This is a genomic window from Segeticoccus rhizosphaerae (assembly GCF_009192725.1).
In the GTDB taxonomy this organism is placed as follows: domain Bacteria; phylum Actinomycetota; class Actinomycetes; order Actinomycetales; family Dermatophilaceae; genus Segeticoccus; species Segeticoccus rhizosphaerae.
Genome location: NZ_VOHR01000710.1, coordinates 1 through 593 on the forward strand (window position 1 = coordinate 1; position 593 = coordinate 593).

Below are 593 nucleotides of genomic sequence, written 5' to 3' on the forward strand. Positions count from 1 at the left end.
CCGAGCTGGCCGCGGCGCGTCGGGAGGTCGACCAGCTGCACGAGGCGCTGGCCAGCAACCGCACGACCGGGGCGGCGACCGGGCTGCTGGCGGCCCGGTACGGGTGCACCACGACCCAGGCGTGGTCGCTGCTGGTGCGGATCTCCCAGCAGTGCAACCTGAAGGTGGCGCTGGTCGCGGCCGTGCTGCAGCAGGTCTTCGACGGGGCGCCGGTGACCGGCCAACGGGCCGAGGTGCTGCAGGCGGTGGACGCCCACCTGCCGGGCAGCGGGTGGACCGCTCACCACGTTCGGGGGGGCCGCTGAGGTGCCCGAGCAGCCGCACGCTGAGCAGTCGCCTTCTGGGGGGTCGAACGCGGCGCGGCCGGTCCACGTCCAGCCGGACCTGGTGCCCGGCACGCTGCGGCCGCTGCTGCAGCTGCTGGACTCCACCACCACCCCGGCGGTGGAGGAGCTGGCGCAGCGACTGGGCCAGGTGATCGACGCCGCGGCTACCGTGCTGACCGTGGACGGGGTGGGCCTGATGCTGCTGGACGGGGCCGGCCGGCCGCGGCCGGCCGGCGGCAGCAACGAGCTGGCCGGCGCGTTGGAGGC

The 593-nt window shown here is 76.1% G+C and carries 2 protein-coding genes; both read left to right on the forward strand.

Annotation, left to right across the window (positions count from 1 at the left end):
* The coding region (locus FRW57_RS22610) for an ANTAR domain-containing protein (protein WP_152187138.1) at window positions 1–305 on the forward strand (305 nt) is incomplete at its 5' end.
* Window positions 306–387: 82 nt separating this feature from the next.
* Window positions 388–593: hypothetical protein (locus FRW57_RS22615; RefSeq protein WP_152187139.1), on the forward strand; the 206-nt coding region annotated here is incomplete at its 3' end.